Origin of the sequence: Billgrantia bachuensis (genome assembly GCF_011742165.1) — a bacterium.
In the GTDB taxonomy this organism is placed as follows: Bacteria; Pseudomonadota; Gammaproteobacteria; order Pseudomonadales; family Halomonadaceae; genus Halomonas; species Halomonas bachuensis.
In genome coordinates this window covers 1-14,256 of the sequence record NZ_JAAQTO010000043.1, presented here as the reverse complement: position 1 = coordinate 14,256, position 14,256 = coordinate 1, and the positions used below count along the sequence as shown (strand labels likewise).

The following is a 14,256-nucleotide window of genomic DNA, read 5'->3' as shown; positions in this document are numbered from 1 at the left end:
CGGATGCAACACTTCGTGGCTGAAAGGTGTCACAGCGACGGGCTAGCGCCACAGGGGAGGCAGCGGGCGGCCGTTGACGCGGACCTGGCCTCGCCCGATGTCGATCTCCAGCGTGCGGGTATCCAATGGCAAGCCGAGCCAGAGTGCAACCACGGTGGGCAGCTCATGCCAGGTGAAGTCGCCATCGAGGCGTTGCCGCCAGCGCTCCTTGACTGCGGGCTCTTCAAGATCGACCAGGCTGAGCGCCTCCAGCTGGCGCCCATCGAAGAACAGCGAGCCATCGACTCGAGCGGTGAGCCCCAGCATCGGGCTGTCCAGTTCGAGGCGCTGCAGATCGAGGCGCGGCGAGTCCTGCAGTGTCGCCAGCAGGAAGGGCTCGAGATCGGCCAGCAACGCATCGCGCCCGTTGCCGTGCCGACCGCCGGCGGCCAGCTCGCGCAGCCGCGACATGGTACTGCGAATCGCATCGGCATTGAGGCGCGACAACTCGGCTTCCATCTGCCCGACCAACAAGACCTGCTCGGCAGTGTGAATCTCGCCCAGATCGAGGTCGAGCTGCATGCGAAGCTCCTCGTCGTCCAGAGCCATACGATTCGCCAGCCGTATGCCATGGGCATCGAGCTTGAGCTGAGGCTGATGCCAGGAGAGCGACTCGATCTGCAGGCGGTCTTCCTGGGTGAAGGCGTATGCACCCTCGGTATAGGCGTACTGGCTGTTGAGAGTGGCGGGACCGATTTCCAGCCGGGCGACACCATCGCTGAGCGTCCATGAGTCGAGCTGCGCACGCAGCCGCCAGTTGCCCTGCTCGCCACTGAAGCGCAAGCGTCCGCCTTCGAAGATGAGTTCACGCTCCTGCTGGGTGATACGCAAGGGAGAAAGCCGAATCCTGCCCTCGAGAGTACCGTTCAGGGTGTGGTAACTGGCCTCCCACTGGGGGGGAGAAGATACCAGTGAGCCGCCGAACGGTTGCTTGCCGCCGGGGCCACGGTGCAGCATCGCCTCGCCGTCGAGGTGCGTGCTGAGTACACCATGACGGGCTCGATAGGTGAGCTCCAATTTCCACCTCTGGCCGAACAGCGGCGCCAGGTGAATGCGCCCGGTGGAGGACCACCAGCCCTGTTCCACGTCCACGCGCTCGATGTCGAGCTCCCCGCGCGCTTCCAGGTCAGTGAGCGTTCGCTCCATTTCGCGCTCGAACAGCCAGCTGGAGACCGCCTGTCCGGTCAGCCAGGCGAGCAGCAGTACGACCAGCAGCGGGACGATGAGCCGTTCCTTGCGCATAGCTTTCGCCTCCCTGTCCGTTTCCTTGCGCCAGCCCGTTCAATAGCAGTGGTTAATTTAGTGCAACCAGAGCCAGAGGTGCATCGTGCTCCAGGCATAAATGGCGGCGAGGACGTCATCGATCATGATGCCGAACCCGCCCGCAACGCGTCGATCGGCCCAGCGGATCGGCCAGGGCTTGAAGACGTCGAAGATACGGAAAAGCACGAACCCCCATAGCGCCGCTTCCCAGGAGAAGGGCACGGCGGCCATGGTGATCCAGTAGCCGACGAATTCATCCCATACGATGCCGGAGTGATCGTGGACGCCGAGATCGCGTGAAGTCTTGTCGCACAGCCAGATTCCCACGACAAAGGAGACGGTCACCAGTGACAGGTACCAGCCCAGCGGCAGCTCGGACAGCAACCAATAGAAAGGAATTGCCGCCAGGGTGCCGAAAGTGCCCGGCGCCCAAGGCACACCGCCACTCCCGAGGCCGAAGGCGAAGAAGTGGACGGGGCGCCGCCAGACGCTCTGAGGGCAGCGATTCATGGCTTACCTCCGCGGAAGTGCTGCCAGCCATGGGCACCGCCGAGCTCAACCCCTGACACACCGGCTTCAACGCACACCGTACCGATCGGCGTGAGTGCCAGGCCCTGCCCCGCCAGGCGTCGCTGGGCCTCTTTCAAGACACTGCCGGGCAAGCTCACCAGCAGTTCATAGTCGTCGCCACCACACAGCGCGGCGCGGTAGGCCGCCGACTCGCCCAGCGCCTCACTCAGACCCGCTGCCAGCGGCAGTGCCTCGGGTTCGAGCCGCGCCCCTACGCCCGAAGCGGCAAGGATGTGCTCCAGGTCGGCCAGCAACCCATCTGAGATGTCGATGGCGGCATGTGCCAGATCGCGCAGTGCCAGGCCAGCCGCCAGCCTGGGCGTGGGTTTGAGGTAGCGCGTCAGCAAGGGATGGCTGAGGTCACGTTCGCCACGCTGCCAGAGTGCCAGGCCACCCGCGCCGCCGCCGAGGGCACCGGTCACCGCCAGCACGTCGCCGGCACGCGCACTGCGGCGAGTCAGCTCCTCGCCGGCAGGCACCTCACCCATCACCGTGACGCCGACGGCGAGCTCCCCGCGCGTCACGTCGCCCCCCACCAGCGCCGTGCCACTGCTCTGGCAGAGCGCGTGGAAACCACCCGCAAAACCTGCCAGCCATGCCTCGTCGTCTTTCTCGAGAGCCAGCGCCATGAGGCACCAGCGCGGCTCGGCCCCCATCGCCGCCAGGTCGCTCAGGCTCACCGCCAGTGCCCGATAGCCGATCGCCTCGGCAGGCGCGTCGGCAGGAAAATGCACGTTGGCTACCGAGGTATCGACGCTGACCGCCAATCGCCGCCCGGGACGAGGGGCGAGCAACGCACAGTCGTCTCCCACGCCAAGCGGCACGCCGGCATCCGGGCCGGGTGCAGCGGGAGTGAAATAGCGGGCGATCAGTTCGAATTCACTGGCCACCGGTGGCACCTTCAGCCGCGACGTGCCCTGACCTCGGCGCTACGCAACCGGGCGGCCAGCTTGTCGAGAATGCCGTTGACGTACTTGTGCCCGTCGGTGGCGCCAAACGATTTGGCCAGTTCGACGCCTTCGTTGATCGCGACGCGATAGGGCACCTCCAGCCGACGGCTGAGTTCATAGGCACCCAGACGCAGGATGGCCAGTTCGATGGGGTCCAGCTCTACCAGGCGACGGTCGAGCAGGGGTGCGATGGAGGCATCCAGGTCGTCACGATAGCGCACCACGTTGTGCAACAGTTCGTGGAACAGGGCCAGATCGGCGATCTGCATCACCTTGGCCCAGTTTTCATGATCCTCGAGATCGTCGTCGGGCAGTTGAGTACGGAACTCCGCCTCGATGGCGGTGGCCGACTTGCCGGTCATGTGCCACTGGTAGAGGCCTTGTACCGCTAGTTCCCGGGCCGCACGCCGCGCTTGCTGGCCCGCTGAAGGGGGGCGTTGCGCGCGCGATGCACTCATGAGGTTTCTCCGTTCTGACTGTCGCTGTCACCGAAACCGCGCAGCAGGGAGACCATTTCCATAGCGGCCATTGCCGCTTCGGCGCCCTTGTTGCCGGCCTTGGTACCGGAGCGTTCGATAGCCTGCTCGATCGTGTTGACCGTCAGCACGCCGTTGGCGATGGGCGTGTCGAACTCGAGCTGAAGATTGCCGAGCGCCGCGTTGCAGCCTCCTGCCACGTACTCGAAGTGCGGCGTGCCGCCACGGATCACCGCGCCCAGCGCGATCACCGCATCGGGACGTGCCACTTGCAGGGCGCGCTTCACCGCCAGCGGCAGTTCCCAGGCACCCGGCACGTGAACGATATCGATATTCTCGGCCTCTACGCCGTGACGCACCAGGCTATCCACGGCGCCCTCGACCAAACTATCGACCACATGGTGATTGAAGCGCCCCACCACGATTACGTAGCGACCATCGACGTCGACGAAGTTGCCTTCCAGTTGAGACAGGGTATGCATCGCTGATTCCTGAAGAAAATGATCCTGCTGAAAACGATATGAATTCTGCTGAAGTCGAGCGGGCCGGCAGCTGGTGCCGGCCCCCTGGTACATAGGAAGAGAGTCGGCTCAGCCCTCGGCGGCCGCCCCCTCTTCACCCGGCGCAATCAGCTCGACCACTTCGAGATCGAAGCCGGACAGCGCCGAGAACTTCCACGGCGAACTGAGCAGCCGCATGCGCCCAACGCCGAGATGCCGCAGAATCTGCGAGCCGGTACCGATGGTCAGGTAGTTGCCGGCGCCGTCGGAATCGCTGGTGCGCGGCAGGCGGCGGCGCTCCAGGAACACTTCCAACTGGTCGCGGAAGTCCTGGTGCGGACGACCATCGTCGAGCAGCACGAACACACCGTGCTCGACCCGGGCGATCTCTTCCAGCGCACTATGGGTCGTCCAGTTGTGGCTCTCACTCTTCTGCAGGCCCAGCAGGTCGCGCATGGTATCGGCCAGATGCACGCGCACCGTGGTCAGGGTCTCGGGGCTCGGCTCACCCTTCACCAGTGCCACGTGGTGGGCATTCTGAATACGGTCGTGAAAGACGTGCAGCATCAGCTTGCCGACGGCCGTATCGACCAGCGTGGACTCGACCGGCTCGATCGTCTGCTCGTTATGGATGCGATAGTGGATCAAGTCGGCAATGGTGCCCATCTTCAGGCCGTGCTCGGCGGCGAAGCGCTCGAGCTCGGGGCGCCGGGCCATACTGCCGTCGTCGTTCATGACTTCACAGATAACGCCGCTGGGATCGAAGCCGGCCAGAGCGGCCAGGTCACAGGCCGCTTCGGTATGCCCGGCGCGGCGCAGCACACCGCCTGGCTCCGCCATCAATGGGAAGATATGCCCGGGCTGGACGATGTCCTCGGCGCGTGCGTTACGCGCCGCAGCTACCTGCACGGTGCGCGCCCGGTCGGCGGCCGAGATCCCTGTGGTGACGCCCTCCGCGGCCTCGATGGAAAGCGTGAACTTGGTGCCGAAGCCGGAACCGTTGTCGCTCACCATCAGCGGCAGCTTGAGACGCTCGCAGCGCTCGCGGGTCATCGGCATGCAGATCAAGCCGCGCGCATGACGCGCCATGAAATTGATATGCTCGGCCTCGACCTTCTCGGCGGCCATAATGATATCGCCTTCGTTCTCGCGATCCTCATCGTCCATGAGGATCACCATCTTGCCCTGACGGATGTCCTCGATCAGGTCTTCGATGGGAGCCAGGCCCCCGGGGGAAGATTGCACGCTGGAATCTCCGAATGTTCGAACGACGTCATGGGCGATAGTGCACCGCAACAGAACGTTGCCGCCGATATCGCACCACGTTGAATGGGCGTCAGAGTACATTGGCGCGGCTTCGGGCGCCAGTAGCGAGTACATTGGCGCGGCGCATACCACCACATCCTGACCGCTCCGGGACAAAGGCCGCTGGGGAGGCGCTGTGAATCCCTCCTTGGACGCTACTTTTTCATCCATGGAAAAAGACCTCCCCAGCGGCCTGCCCCGGAGCACATTGCCCGGGAAGCCACGGCTCACTCCTGCCTGTGCTCCGGCCGCGCCGTGATCCGCCAGTCGCGGCCGATGGCGCGGATGTCGAGAATCTCCAGCGGGCGCTGCTGGGCCATGCGCGTCAGCCCCGGCAAGGCGAACAGCGGGCGTGCCTCGCCGCCGAGCAGGGTCGGCGCCACGAACAGCTGCATCTCGTCGACCAGGCCGGCGTCCAGCATGGCGCCGGCTAGCGTAGCGCCGGTTTCCAGCAGCAGTTCGTTGACCAGCTCCTGCTCGGCCAGATAGCGCAGCAGCGCATGCAGGTCGACGTGACCGTTCTCGCCAGCCGGCAGCACAAGCACTTCTGCGCCGGCTGCCTCGAGATGCGCGCGGCGCTGCGGATCGTGGCCCGGCACGGTGGCCACCAGGGTGCGCCCCGGCTCGCGCAGGCAGGCCGCGGCCTGGGGCAGGCGCAACTGGGTATCGACCACGACGCGAAGCGGCTGGCGCGAAGCGATGGCCTCGGCATCGTCGAGGCCCAATTCCGCCGCCCTGATCGTCAGCCTCGAATTGTCGAAGATGATCGAATCGACACCGGTCATGACCGCACTGGCGCTGGCCCGCAGCCGCTGCACCTCGGCCCGGGCATGAGGCCCGGTGATCCACTGCGATTCCCCTGACTGCATGGCGGTGCGGCCATCCAGGCTCATGGCCATTTTCAAGCGCAGGTAGGGGCGCAGGCGAGTCATGCGCGAAATGAAACCAAGGTTGAGTGACCTCGCCTCCTCCTCCAGCAGCCCGACCTCCACCTCGATGCCGGCCTGACGCAGCATGGCGATACCACGCCCGGACACATCGGGGTTGGGGTCCTGCATGGCCACCACGACGCGATCGACGCCGGCCTCGATCAGCGCCACCGCGCAGGGGCCCGTGCGCCCGTGGTGGGAACAGGGCTCCAGGGTCACATAGGCAGTGGCGCCACGGACGGTTTCCCCGGCCATGCGCAACGCATGGACCTCGGCATGCGGCTCGCCAGCGCGCACGTGCCAGCCTTCGCCGATCATGTGCTGGTTCTTGACCAGCACGCAGCCGACGCGTGGATTGGGGTGGGTGGTATAGAGGCCACGACGGGCGAGCTGTAGCGCCCGGGCCATCCAGGCGGCATCGGTCGGCTTGGCCATATTACTCCTGCATGCACTAGTCGTCGGCGGTGCCGGGCGGGAAACCGGGTTCCTGTGAGAGGCGGTCGATCTCGGCGCGGAACTCGTCGATGTCCTGAAAGCGCCGGTAGACCGACGCGAAACGAATGTAGGCCACTTGATCCAGTCGCTTGAGCGCCTGCATCACGGCCTCGCCGATATCGCGCGCCTGGATCTCGCGCTCGCCGGTGGCCCGCAAGCGATGGCGAATCCGCTCCACCGCCGCTTCGATGGCCTCGGCGCTCACCGGGCGCTTCTCCAGCGCGCGCAGCATACCGGCGCGCAGCTTGTGCTCGTCGAAGGTCTCCCGCGAGCCATCGGACTTCACCACCCTGGGCATTACCAGCTCGGCGGTCTCGTATGTGGTGAAGCGCTCGCCGCAGTCGGTGCACTGGCGGCGGCGGCGCACCTGATCGCCCTCCGCCACCAGGCGGGAGTCGGTCACACGGGTGTCATGGGCGCCACAGAAGGGGCAATGCATGGTATCGATCCGAACGTGAAGCGGGGCGACCGGATGCCCGCGCATGGTCATCAGCGTGAACTCGTTGACCCAATAGTGTACCCGCTCCCTCGCTGGCCGCCCAGCACAGGCGCGTGCCATGCATCCCGGACGGCCGCCAGGGCGGCTTCAGTGGTCGTGCCCATGCCCCTGGTTTCCTTCGTCCTCCACGACGATTCGCTTGACCGGTGCCTCGAGTCGCTGGGATTCGCCAGATTCGAACTGGAGTTCGATCTCGACGGGCTCGCCCTCCACCAGCGGCGCGGTCAACCCGATCAACATCATGTGCAGTCCCCCAGGGGCCAGCTCTGTGCTGCCCCCGGCCGGCACGATGACCTGCGGCACCTGACGCATTTGCATCACGCCGTCAACGTTCTCGTGGTTATGCAGCTCCGACACCTCCGCGACCGGCGATTCCGCCGCCACCAGGACCACATCCCGCTCTCCCGGGTTGCGCAGCGTCATGAAGGCAGCGGAGGCCTGTGAACCGGGTGGCACAGCGCGTACCTGGGCTCCTTCGACAACCAGCGGATCGGCAAGCGCCGACAGCGACACCAGCGATAGACCGGCAGCGAGCAGCAGTGAACGGGGCAGCTTCATAGGGAACTCCATGTAGTATGGTGATGCATTCATCAGGGAGATGCAGCGAATAGCATATTATGCCGATTGGGGTTTCCGGGATGCGTCAACCCGACGCAACAAGATATCTCGCCGCAGCGTTAACCGCACCTCGAGCAGGAGAGTCCGTAACAAGGGCGCTTCGTCACTCACCTTTGCCACCCCACTTTCAAGGAAACGGACATGGTTTACCGCCTCACCCTATTGACTGCCGCCCTGGCCATTTCCACCTATGCCATGGTGCTGCAAGCCGAAGACTGGCCGGCGCCCGTTCGTTCCCTCATTGCGGAGGGGCTCGAGATTCATGGTGAATTCCAGGCACCAGGAGGCCTGACCGGCTACGCCGCCACCCATCAAGGTCGTGAGATGACCGTGTTCGTGACCGCCGACGGCGAACATGCCGTGGTCGGCACCATGATCGATGCCGAAGGCAATGACGTCTCGGAGGCCTCGTTGGATGAACTGGTGCGCATTCCTCAGGAGAACAAGCTCTGGCAACGGTTGGAGCAGAGCCACTGGATCGCCGACGGCCGCGCTGACGCTCCTCGCGTGCTTTATACCTTCACCGACCCCAACTGCCCCTATTGCCGACAGTTTTGGGAAACCGCCCGGCCCTGGGTAGAGGCCGGCGACGTCCAGCTACGCCATGTCATGGTGGGCATACTGCAACAGGACAGTCCCGCCAAGGCAGCCGCCCTGCTGGGCGCCGACGACCCGGAGGCAGCCCTACACAACCATAGCGGCGGTGACGATGTCGCCCCTTCAGCACAGCCCCGTGCCATCGAGGATCAGGTCTACCGGAACAATCAGCTATTCGAGGAACTCGGCCTGTACGCTACGCCGACCACGCTTTACCAGCTTGACGGACGCCTGGAGCGCGTGGATGGCATGCCCAGCGAAGAGCGCCTGGTGGAGATGATGGGCGGCACGGGGCCCTGAATGTCACCACTAGGGCGCCCTGCAATGTACCGCCACCTCAGAAACGGTTGATCGGCACCTTGAGATAGACCTGACCGTTGTCCTCGGCCGGTGGCATGTGACCGGCGCGCATATTGACCTGAACCGAAGGCAGGATCAGTTTTGGCATGTCGAGGGTGGCATCACGCTCGGTACGCATCTTGACGAACGCCTCCTCACTGATGCCTTCATGCACGTGCACATTGTGCGCGCGCTGATCGGCCACACTGGTCTCGTGCCGGTACTCCTCGCGCTCCGGCGCCTTGTAGTCATGGCACAGGAAGAGCCGCGTCTCGTCCGGCAGGGCCAGAACCTTTTGAATGGAACGGTAGAGGGTGCGCGCATCCCCGCCGGGGAAGTCACAGCGGGCCGTACCATAGTCGGGCATGAATAGGGTGTCGCCGACGAAGGCGGCATCGCCGATCACATAGGTCAAACAGGCCGGCGTATGGCCAGGGGTATGCAGCACGCGCCCTGCCAGCTTGCCGATGCTGAAGGTATCTCCCTCATCGAACAGACAGTCGAACTGGCTGCCATCACGGGCGAACTCGCTGCCGGCATTGAAGATCTTGCCGAACATTTGCTGCATGTCGACGATTCCTGAGCCTATGCCGGTCGTGCCACCTAACGTTTCATGCAGGTAGGGCGCAGCCGATAAATGATCGGCGTGGATGTGAGTCTCGAGGATCCAAGCCACCTCGAGCCCATTGTCGCGAACGAAAGCGGCGATATCATCGGCGGAGCGTATGTCGGTTCTGCCGGCGGCGTAATCGAAATCGAGGACCGAGTCGAGGATGGCGCAGGCACTGCTATCGGGATCCTGTACCACATAGCTGAAGGTATTGGTCGCTTCATCGAAGAAGTGGGTCACGATTGGCTTGGACATGGGTCGCTCACCTCGTGATGTCTAGGATTCACCCCTGTTTATAACCTTAAAGAATATACTAATGGGAATAATTCCAAGGACAAGGCTAGCTCATGCCGAGAAATCCAGCACGTGACGACTTGTTGCGTCTATCAAATAGCCAGTGGAGAACGCAACGCCCCGCGCCGTCATGAACGGCGCGGGGCGCAGAAGAGCTTTTTTCAGCTCACGAGTTCAGCGATAGACCGGGAAGCTGGCGCAGACGCTCTCCACCTTGCCCTTCACCTCGGCTTCGACACCGGCGCTGTCCTCGCCCTTGGCCATGGTATCGAGGATGTCGCAGATCCAACCGGCCAGCTCGCGACACTCGTTCTCGCCGAAGCCACGTGTGGTAACCGCCGGGGTACCGATGCGCAGGCCGGAGGTGACGAACGGGCTCTGGGGGTCGCCGGGCACGGCGTTCTTGTTGACGGTGATGTGAGCGCGGCCCAGGGCGGCGTCCGCATCCTTGCCGGTCAGGCCCTGCTTGATCAGCGAGAGCAGGAACAGGTGGTCCTCGGTACCGCCGGAGACCACGTCATAGCCGCGCTCGATGAACACGCCGGCCATGGTCTGGGCGTTGGTGACCACCTGCTGCTGGTAGGCCTTGAACTCGGGCTCCATGGCCTCCTTGAAGCACACTGCCTTGGCGGCGATGACGTGCTCGAGCGGGCCACCCTGGCCACCCGGGAAGACGGCGGACTGCAGCTTCTTCTCGATCTCGGCGTCGCCTTCGGCCGAAAGAATCAGGCCACCGCGCGGGCCGCGCAGAGTCTTGTGAGTGGTAGTGGTCACCACATGGGCATGGGGCAGCGGGGTCGGATAGATCCCGGCGGCCACCAGGCCGGCAATGTGCGCCATGTCGACAAGCAGATAGGCACCGATCTCATCGGCGATCTCGCGGAACCTGGCCCAGTCGATGATCTGAGAGTAGGCAGAGAAGCCGGCGATGATCATCTTCGGCTGGTGCTCGCGGGCAAGCCGTGCCACTTCCTCGTAGTCGATGCGCCCCGTATCGTCGATGCCGTACTGCACGGCATTGTAGTGCTTGCCGGAGAAGTTCGGCTTGGCGCCGTGGGTCAGGTGGCCACCCGCGTCGAGGCTCATGCCCAGCACGGTATCACCCGGCTTGACCAGCGCCTGGAACACGGCGCCGTTGGCCTGGGAGCCGGAGTGCGGCTGGACGTTGGCGTAGCTGGCACCGAACAGCTCCTTGGCGTAGTCGATGGCCAGCTGCTCGACGATGTCGACGTATTCGCAGCCGCCGTAGTACCGCTTGCCGGGGTAGCCTTCCGCGTACTTGTTGGTCAACTGGCTGCCCTGGGCTTCGAGCACCCGGGGGCTGGCATAGTTCTCGGAGGCAATCAGCTCGATGTGCGCCTCCTGGCGAGCGACCTCTTTTTGCATCGCATCGAACAGGGCGTCATCGAAACCGGCAATCGTCATGTCACGGCGGAACATCGGCGGGAAACCTCGCATCACGGGAAGAATCGGGATGCGCCATGATACCCCAGCCCATGACGGCTTTCACATGAAAGGCCGTCATGGGCACTTGCAGAAATACTCATGCCGGGTTTAGCGGGTCTCGACCTTGATATTGAGCTTCTCGGGCAACCCCAGCGGATCGGCCTTGTAACTGGCCACGGTACTCTCCGCAGGCAGGTTCGCCCGCACCTCGAGTTCCTCGGCAGAACCCTCCAGCAGCTCCACCAGCCCCAGCAGGACCGCCTGCGCTTCGGGGCCGAACATCATGCCGAGGCCCTGAGCCTGGGTGCGTGCCTGCTCGATGTATTGCGCCTCGGTAATACCCTCCATGGCCGCGCCAAGTGTGGCAAGGCGGGCAAAGAGACCCTGGTCGGACAGGCTCAGGCGCATATCGCCGCCCAGCAAGGTAGCCCTTTCCAGCCACTCGGTGTCGGCAAAGGCATCGGCCGGTGTCACTCCTGACGGCAGTTGCACCGGCAGGTTGATGTCGAGCAGCAGGCGCAGGGCATCTTGGACGTCGATCTGGCTGTCGCTGACCAGCACGCTGTGCTCGCCCTTCTCCTGCCAGCTGCCGAGGAAGGCGGCATCCAGCCGCAACTCGCCGCTACCGTCAGTCAGCACGTTGCTGGCCATACGCAGTTGGGTGCGCTCCTCCTCGGGGGCGAGCTCGATCATTCGCGCCAGGTCGACATGCAGCCGCTCGAGGCGCATGCCACCCTTGCCGTCGTCGAAATCGCCATCGATATCAAGCAGCGCCAGGCTGCCTACCAGCTCACGGGATTCCACGGCCAGGTCGCTCAGCAGCAGCGAGGCCAGTTTCTCCTCGCCTTCGGTATCGATGCCGGTCAAACCCTCGAGGCGCAGCGAGGCCAGGGAGAAGGAGCCCGAGCCGATCTCGTCCAGCTCTTCGGCCACTCCGTCTATACCCGTGAGCTCGAGCATGCCGATGGCGTCATGGGTCAGCGATTCGCCGCGCACCCGTTCGATGGTCATGCGCCCCTGCCCCTTCTGCAGGGGCGTATCGAAGAAGAGCTCCTCGGCAAGTTCCGAGGCCAGTTCCAGAACGATGCCGTCGACGGCCAGGCTAGCTACACTCACCTCTTCGGGAGCCAGCTCGGCGTGCAGCGGGAAGACCGCCCGCGACGGCTCGCCCAGCACCAGCCGATCGACGCTCATCAGAGTCAGTTCGGTGAGGCTGTCCTCGATGCGAATGCCCTCCAACGTCACCTCGTCGGGAGCATCGTAGTCGCCGCTGACGATGTAGCGCTCGATCAGCAGGCGCTCGCCCTCCTCGGCTTCGAAGACGATATCTTCGGCCGTGGTCCGCGAGCGCAGCATGGCACTCGAGACCTCGCCCAGCGAGAGAGTGCCGCCTTCGCCGAACAGCGCGCGCAGGTCGGCCTCGAGTCGCTCGGCATCCGCGGCTGCGACACCGCAGGCGGCCATGAGCGTAGCGAAGGTCAGCATCTGGCCCAGGCGAGTCGCCTGGTGACGAAGTGAGTGCATCGACATCACCTCCTGTGAATGACTCCGGGTAGGACAGTGGCGATCAGCCCGCGCCACGATTACACAGTGTAACCGTTATTGCGCTGGCGCTGTGGTTCACGCGTCGGCGCTGACCAATGTCGCTTCAACGCAGTGGCCAGCGCCGTGGGGGTCGATTCAAGCCTCTCCCAGCAGACCCAGGCTCGCCGCCGGCGCCTGCTTGCGCAGGCCACGGGACAGGGCATGACCGATCGCGCCGATCAGCAGCGCACCACCGAGCGGCAGCACCAGCCACAGCCAAGGGTGCAACCGCGGCGTCAGGTCGAGCCAGGCGACGTAGATACCGGCAGTGGCCAGCTCGGCCAGCAGCGCGCCCATCAGCCCGCTGGCCAACCCCAGGATGGCGAACTCGGCTCCCTGGACGCGCGAGATGAGACTCCCGCCGGCGCCGAAAACCCGCAACAGGCCGCTCTCGTGCGCCCGCGCAGGACGGCTCGCGGTCAGCGCCGCGTAGAGCACGCTCACCCCGGCCAGCAGCACGAAGGCCAGCACCAGCTCCACTGCCCGGGTGACTTGGGTGACCACGTCGCGAACCTGCGCCAGGATCGCTTCGATATTGAGCAGTGAGACGGCGGGGAAATTCCGCACCAGGTAGCGCAGCGTCTCGCCCTCACTGGCATCGAGGTGAAAGGCGGTGATGAAGCTGTGGCCGAAGCGCTCCAGCACCCCGGGCGGGAAAATGACGAAGAAATTGGGCCGGAAGCTGTCCCAGTCCAGGTTGCGCAGACTGGCCACCTCTCCGACGATCTCCTCGCTGCCGATGGTAAAGGCCACCCGGTCGCCGAGTGCCAGCCCCAGGCGTTCGGCCAGGCCGTCCTCCAGTGAGATCGGCACCGCGGCGTCCTGGGGCTCGGTATCCACGGCACCGAGCCAGCCGAGCTGCCCATCGCCATCCTGCAACTCGTCGAACCACTGGCCGGCCACTATTCGGTTACCCTCCGGCAACTCGGCCTGCCAAGTGAGGTTGAGCTCGCGACGCAACGAGCCGTCGCCGCGAGACGCGGTCGGCACGGCCTCGCGAGCCGGCTCGCCGTTGATGGAAGTAAGACGCCCGCGCACCATGGGATAGAGCGCCGTACGGTCGTCGGCATTGGCCTCGAGGGCTTCGACAAAGGCATCGCGCTCGCCGGGTTGAATATTGATGGCGAAGTAATTGGGCGTGTCCTCGGGCAACTGTTCCTGCCAGGTCGCGAGCAGATCCCCGCGCACCAGGGCGATCATGGCCATGGCGAAGAAGGTCACCGCAAAGGCGAGTAACTGCCCCAAACTGGCGCTACGGCGCCGGGCCAGCTGGCGTCCGCCCAGGCGTACGGCCTGGGACAGCTCGCCCCTGTCGCTGCCGCCCTGGGGCAGACGAGCGGCAAGCCGCAGTACCAGGCCGAGCAGCAGCGCCCCCAGTCCCCACAGCACCACCAGCATGACCAGCCCGCCGACCAGCAGCGACGCCGCCAGCGCGAAGTCACCGGAATAGAGCCACAGCAGGCCGCCGAAGACCAGGCTGGCCATCAGCACCACCAGCCAGGCCGAGGCGGGCAGCGGGTCGAGTTCGCGACGTAGCACCTTGAGCGCGCTGACCCGCTTGAGACGCAGCAAAGTCGGGCCGGCGAAGCCGACCAGCACTGCCAGCGCCGTCAACACGCCGAGCCACAGCGGCAACCAGCCCGGCGGCGGCAGGCTGAGCGGCAGGAAGGTCGTCAACAGGGTCAGCAGCACGGCAGCAAGCCCGGCCAGACTCAAGTACTTCTCGGCGCGCTCCAGAGCGT

Annotated in this window: 13 protein-coding genes and 1 pseudogene; 1 reads left to right on the top strand and 13 read right to left on the bottom strand. The window is 64.9% G+C overall.

The genetic code is table 11. The annotated features are described in order from the left end of the window. Positions 1 to 42: 42 nt before the first annotated feature. The 9 genes from HBJ55_RS15235 to HBJ55_RS15195 all read right to left on the bottom strand — a co-directional run bounded on the left by HBJ55_RS15235 (position 43) and on the right by HBJ55_RS15195 (position 7,584). Complete coding sequence (locus tag HBJ55_RS15235; RefSeq protein ID WP_167116685.1) at positions 43 to 1,281, bottom strand: DUF945 family protein; 1,239 nt, start codon at positions 1,279 to 1,281, stop codon at positions 43 to 45. A 57-nt stretch (positions 1,282 to 1,338) separates the two neighbouring features. Then, entirely contained in the window at positions 1,339 to 1,812 is a 474-nt protein-coding gene (locus HBJ55_RS15230) for a phosphatidylglycerophosphatase A family protein (protein WP_167116682.1), read from the bottom strand. Continuing rightward, positions 1,809 to 2,762 carry a thiamine-phosphate kinase gene (thiL, locus tag HBJ55_RS15225; RefSeq protein ID WP_167116679.1) on the bottom strand — a complete coding sequence of 318 codons (954 nt, stop codon included), beginning with the start codon at positions 2,760 to 2,762 and terminating at the stop codon, positions 1,809 to 1,811. Before thiL ends, HBJ55_RS15230 begins: the two co-directional genes overlap by 4 nt. A gap of 11 nt (positions 2,763 to 2,773) precedes the next feature. After that, complete coding sequence (gene nusB / locus HBJ55_RS15220) at positions 2,774 to 3,280, bottom strand: transcription antitermination factor NusB (protein WP_167116676.1); 507 nt, start codon at positions 3,278 to 3,280, stop codon at positions 2,774 to 2,776. Next, positions 3,277 to 3,780, bottom strand: a complete 504-nt coding sequence (ribH, locus tag HBJ55_RS15215) for a 6,7-dimethyl-8-ribityllumazine synthase (protein WP_167116673.1) — start codon at positions 3,778 to 3,780, stop codon at positions 3,277 to 3,279. Before ribH ends, nusB begins: the two co-directional genes overlap by 4 nt. 108 nt (positions 3,781 to 3,888) lie before the next feature. Further along, positions 3,889 to 5,043: a bifunctional 3,4-dihydroxy-2-butanone-4-phosphate synthase/GTP cyclohydrolase II gene (ribBA, locus tag HBJ55_RS15210; protein ID WP_167116670.1), complete on the bottom strand. Its 1,155-nt coding sequence runs from the start codon at positions 5,041 to 5,043 to the stop codon at positions 3,889 to 3,891. Between the two features lie 287 nt (positions 5,044 to 5,330). Beyond that, a complete protein-coding gene (gene ribD / locus HBJ55_RS15205; RefSeq protein WP_167116668.1) occupies positions 5,331 to 6,467 on the bottom strand; it encodes a bifunctional diaminohydroxyphosphoribosylaminopyrimidine deaminase/5-amino-6-(5-phosphoribosylamino)uracil reductase RibD in 1,137 nt (378 codons plus the stop codon). 16 nt (positions 6,468 to 6,483) lie between these two features. After that, complete coding sequence (gene nrdR, locus HBJ55_RS15200) at positions 6,484 to 6,966, bottom strand: transcriptional regulator NrdR (protein WP_167116950.1); 483 nt, start codon at positions 6,964 to 6,966, stop codon at positions 6,484 to 6,486. Between the two features lie 147 nt (positions 6,967 to 7,113). After that, a complete protein-coding gene (locus tag HBJ55_RS15195; RefSeq protein ID WP_167116665.1) occupies positions 7,114 to 7,584 on the bottom strand; it encodes a copper chaperone PCu(A)C in 471 nt (156 codons plus the stop codon). Positions 7,585 to 7,785: 201 nt separating this feature from the next. Here HBJ55_RS15195 and dsbG point away from each other — a divergent pair, with 201 nt between their 5' ends. Continuing rightward, on the top strand, positions 7,786 to 8,541 hold the full coding sequence (gene dsbG, locus HBJ55_RS15190) for a thiol:disulfide interchange protein DsbG (RefSeq protein WP_167116662.1): 756 nt from the start codon (positions 7,786 to 7,788) through the stop codon (positions 8,539 to 8,541). Between the two features lie 37 nt (positions 8,542 to 8,578). Here dsbG and HBJ55_RS15185 read toward each other — a convergent pair whose 3' ends face one another. The 4 genes and pseudogenes from HBJ55_RS15185 to HBJ55_RS15170 all read right to left on the bottom strand — a co-directional run. Further along, the gene (locus HBJ55_RS15185) at positions 8,579 to 9,445 is read right to left on the bottom strand and encodes an MBL fold metallo-hydrolase (RefSeq protein ID WP_167116659.1); all 867 of its coding nucleotides are present in this window, start codon (positions 9,443 to 9,445) and stop codon (positions 8,579 to 8,581) included. Positions 9,446 to 9,658: 213 nt separating this feature from the next. Next, positions 9,659 to 10,924 (bottom strand): serine hydroxymethyltransferase, encoded by a 1,266-nt coding sequence (gene glyA, locus HBJ55_RS15180; protein ID WP_167116656.1) that lies wholly within the window; start codon positions 10,922 to 10,924, stop codon positions 9,659 to 9,661. Positions 10,925 to 11,038: 114 nt separating this feature from the next. Further along, positions 11,039 to 12,454: an aq_1923 C-terminal domain gene (locus HBJ55_RS15175; protein WP_167116653.1), complete on the bottom strand. Its 1,416-nt coding sequence runs from the start codon at positions 12,452 to 12,454 to the stop codon at positions 11,039 to 11,041. 156 nt (positions 12,455 to 12,610) lie between these two features. Next, a pseudogene (locus tag HBJ55_RS15170) lies at positions 12,611 to 14,256 on the bottom strand (FtsX-like permease family protein); the annotation flags it as partial.

Coding starts and splice junctions, on each gene's coding strand:
- HBJ55_RS15235 (WP_167116685.1), bottom strand. CDS start 1,281: ATGCGCAAGGAACGGCTCATCGTCCCGCTGCTGGTCGTACTGCTGCTC.
- HBJ55_RS15230 (WP_167116682.1), bottom strand. CDS start 1,812: ATGAATCGCTGCCCTCAGAGCGTCTGGCGGCGCCCCGTCCACTTCTTC.
- nusB (WP_167116676.1), bottom strand. CDS start 3,280: ATGAGTGCATCGCGCGCGCAACGCCCCCCTTCAGCGGGCCAGCAAGCG.
- ribH (WP_167116673.1), bottom strand. CDS start 3,780: ATGCATACCCTGTCTCAACTGGAAGGCAACTTCGTCGACGTCGATGGT.
- ribD (WP_167116668.1), bottom strand. CDS start 6,467: ATGGCCAAGCCGACCGATGCCGCCTGGATGGCCCGGGCGCTACAGCTC.
- nrdR (WP_167116950.1), bottom strand. CDS start 6,966: ATGCATTGCCCCTTCTGTGGCGCCCATGACACCCGTGTGACCGACTCC.
- HBJ55_RS15195 (WP_167116665.1), bottom strand. CDS start 7,584: ATGAAGCTGCCCCGTTCACTGCTGCTCGCTGCCGGTCTATCGCTGGTG.
- dsbG (WP_167116662.1), top strand. CDS start 7,786: ATGGTTTACCGCCTCACCCTATTGACTGCCGCCCTGGCCATTTCCACC.
- HBJ55_RS15185 (WP_167116659.1), bottom strand. CDS start 9,445: ATGTCCAAGCCAATCGTGACCCACTTCTTCGATGAAGCGACCAATACC.
- glyA (WP_167116656.1), bottom strand. CDS start 10,924: ATGTTCCGCCGTGACATGACGATTGCCGGTTTCGATGACGCCCTGTTC.
- HBJ55_RS15175 (WP_167116653.1), bottom strand. CDS start 12,454: ATGCACTCACTTCGTCACCAGGCGACTCGCCTGGGCCAGATGCTGACC.